The sequence below is a fragment of the Streptomyces sudanensis genome, assembly GCF_023614315.1.
Classification (GTDB): domain Bacteria; phylum Actinomycetota; class Actinomycetes; order Streptomycetales; family Streptomycetaceae; genus Streptomyces; species Streptomyces sudanensis.
In genome coordinates, this window is record NZ_CP095474.1 from 3,835,968 (window position 1) to 3,839,785 (window position 3,818).

The window sequence follows — 3,818 nt, forward strand, 5'->3', positions numbered from 1 at the left end:
CGCCCGCCCCGCCCGGGCGNTCGCCGCCCACCTGGGCGGCGAACGCCCCGGGGAGCGGACGGCCGCCGTGCTCCGCGCGCTGACGCGGCGCCACCTGGGCGGCGACCCGGCCCGGTGGCGCGGCCTCCACGACGCGCTCGCCACCGCCCGGGCCCCCCTTCCCGAACTGCTCGCCGCGCGCCCCGAACCGGCCGGCGGGCCCCCGTCCCTCCCGCCGAAGTCCGTGCCGGAGACCCTCGCCCTGCTGCTGGAGCACACCGAGCACCCCGAGCACGCGGCCGCGGCGCTGACCGGCCTGCCCGACCGGACCGTGGAGGAACTGCTCGGACGCGACGCCCTGCCCGGGGACGTGCTGACCGGCGCGGTCGTCGCGCACGGCGACCGGCGCTCGCGGGCCGCCCTCGCCCGGCACGCCCGACTGGACAGCCGGATCCTCAAGGCCCTCGCCGAGGCGGACGACCCGGTGGTCAACGCCTCCGTGTACCGCAACCGGCGCTGCACGCCGTCCCTGCGCCGCGCCATCGCGCACGCCGTGCACCGCGTGCCGCTCGACCCGGCGCTCCGCGCCGAGCTGCTGTCCCCCGCCGCGGACGGCGCGCACAGCCTGACGGCGCCCCTGCTGGGCAGCGGCGACCCCGAACTGGCCGCGCGCGCCCTCGCCTGGGGCGTCCGCCGGATCGCCCAGCGGTACGCCCTGCTGCGCGTCTGGGAGTGCCGGGGCCCCGACGCCGTACGGGCGATGCTCGCCGACCCCGCGGTCGCGCGGCACGTCCACGCCGACGTACGGGCCGACGTCGCCGCCGCCCTCGACGAACCGGGCGGCCGGGCCCGGCTGCGCGCCGAGGGCGAGCCGTACGAGGACCCGCGGACGCTGCCCCGGCACCTGAGCACCAGCCGCGGCACGAGCACCCTGCGCGACCTGTTCGGCGAGCCGTACGCACACGACATGCGGGCCCTCGCCGCCGCCAACCGGCGGACGCCCTTCATGCCGAAGGCCGCCGAGGAACTGGTCCGGCACGAGGACGCCACGGACGCCGAGCGCGCCGAGTTCCGGCTGACGCTGCTGAACGCGCCGTGGCGGGCGGGCGGCCGCATCGCCGGGAACCTGACGCCCCCGGCCGTGCGGCTGGCCGGGGAGCCGCTGGACGGATCGGCGGCCGAGTGGGCGGTGGGCGTCGTGCGGGCCGGGCTGCTCGACCCGGAGCTGCTCGTCACCACCGCGCGGCCGGCCGGGCGCGCGGTCCTCGCCCTGCGCGCCCTGGCCGCGGAAGACCTGTGGCCCGAGGAGCGGCGCACCGCGCTGCGGACCCTGTGCCGGACGGCGCTGGGCGACGGCGCGGACGCCTGGGAGGCCCTCCACCGCCTGCTCCCCACGCACCCGGGCACGTTCGAGCAGGCCGTCCGCGAAGCGTCCCGGGAACGGACCGCGGCCGCCGGCGCGGCGGCACCGGCACGGGCCCCCGAGTCCGAGCGCCGCGAGCCGGGGAACCGCGAACCGGCGGCGTCGGCGGTGTCGGTGTCGGCGGTGTCGGCGGTGTCGGCGTCGGCGGGTTCGGGGCCGGTGGCCTCCGAGCGGCCGGCGCCGGAGCGGACCCGGCGGGCGGCGCCGCCCGCCAGGCCCGTGGGGGAGCGGGGCCGGTCCGCGCTCGCCGCCGCCGACCTGCTGTTCTCCCTCGCGCCCCCCGGAGCGGCGGCACCGCCCGACGACCCGGACGTCCTGCGGTACCTGGCGGCCACCGACGAGGTGGACGCACCCGCGTGGCGGCACCCCGAGTGGCTGCGGGCGGCCTGCGCGGCACAGGGGCCGGACGACCCGGTCCACCCCTGCGAGACGCCCACCCGCGAGGAGGCGCTGAAGTGGCTCGCGGAGGCCGAGGACACGGCGGCCACCGCCCGCATCGCCGAACACGCCTACCTGCACGGCGTGCTGGACGCCGACGACCTGCTGCACCACCTGCCCGCCGCCCGGTCGCTGAGCCCGTACCACGGCTGGGACGACCGCGCGTTCACCACCGCCTGGCGGCGGGCGCTCGCCGCCCTCCTCGACCGGGAGCTGGGCACCGACGCCGCCGCGTGGCTGCGCCTGGCCGGGACCGCCCGCCACGCCGACGAGACCGTGACCTGGCCCGCGCTGCTGGACCGGGCGCGCGGGGCGGACGCCCCGCACCCCGCCGGCACCGGAGCCGGCGGCGACCCCGGTGAGGACCCCGACGGCACGCCCGTGCCGGCCGACCCCGACACCGCGCTGCACCTCCTCGCCCGTGGCGACCACCTGTGGAAGTGGCCCCTGGGCACGCTGCTGTGCGAGGCCCGCCCGGAGGCGGTCGCCGCCGTCCTCCCGCACTGCGGACCCGACGCGCCCTGGCTGCTCGCCGCCCACCTGCTGCGCCACCGGCCCACACCCCAGGCCCCGTTCGCGTACCTGCTCCGGCTGCGCGACCCGGCGGCGCTGCGCATCCTCGCCGGGCAGTCCCGGTGGCTGGACGCGGCCGCCGTCCACCGGCTCGTCGACCTCGCCGACCCCGACGTGGAGCTGGCGCTCCTGCGCGCCTCGCACGACCGGACCGTGCTCGGCCGCATCGCCGCCCGGCCCGGCCCGGCGGCCGACCGACTCGCCGCCGAACTGGCCGCCGACCCGCTCGCCCGGCCGCCGGGCGGCACCGTGTGGCTGGAGTCCGCCGCACCGGACCTGGTGGAGGCGGTGTTCACCCGCCTCGGCGGGCGCCTCACCCTCGCCCAGCAGCTCGCGGGCTGCCTCAGCCTCCTCCGGCACGGCGGCCCCGACCGGCTCGCCGCGGCGGCCGCCGGCGGCGCGCTCGGGGCCGCCGCCACCCGGCTGTGCCAGAAGGCCCTCGCGTCGGACGACCCGCACCGGCCCCTCGCCGCGCGGCTGCGCCGCGAGGTGGCCGCCGACCGGCTGGCGAAGCGGCTCCGCCGCGCCCGGTACGCCCACATCGCCCGGGAGGTCCTCGCCGAAACGCCCTGCTCCGGGGAGTGGGACTGGGACGCGCTGGAGGCGGCGCACCGCGAGGAGCCGATCCCCCACTGGGAGGAGGTCGTCCGGCATCCCGGCGCACCGCACGGCTTCCGGGTCCGCAACGCCTCCCACCTGCCCGGTGTCGCACGGGTCGGCGACCCGGGGGACCGGGAGCTGACCGTGGCCCGGGTGCGGCACGGCCTCGGCTCCCACCACCGCCGGCCCGTGGACGCGGTGCTCGACCGGCTGCTGGAGACGGGGCGGCTCAGCGGCCGGGACCTGGTCCGGGAGGCCGCTCCCGCGGCGGTGGTCCTCGCCTACCTCGGCCGGGCACGCCGCCGCCGCGACGCGCCCGCCGAGGTACGCGCCGCCGTGGCCGAGACGCGGCGGCTGGTGCGCGCCCTGCTCGCCGACGACCCCGGGGCGTGGCGCCGCACGGTCGCCCGCCTCACCGAACGGGACCCGGACTTCGCGCCGTCGGTTCCCGTACCGGCCCTGCTGTCCGCCGGGTGAGTACCGGGCCGCCGGGGCGCGGGCCCCGCCCGCGGGCGGGGCGGCTCCCCACCGGACCGGTACGCCCGGCCCGGGGCCCCGGCGGCCACCGCACCCGCCGCGCCCCGCGCCCGCCAGGCCATGCGTCCGGCGGCGGGCCATGCGTCCGGCGGCGGGCCATGCGTCCGGCGGGCCGTGCGCCCGGGGGTGTGCGCCCGGGTGGGCCGTGCGCCGACCGGGCCGTAAGGCTGCCGCGTCGTACGCCCGGAGGGAGCCCCGACCCTGAGCCGGGCCCGCCGGCCTCGGGGCTTCGGCAGCCCTGCGCCCGCCGGGCCGTACGCCCGCGGAG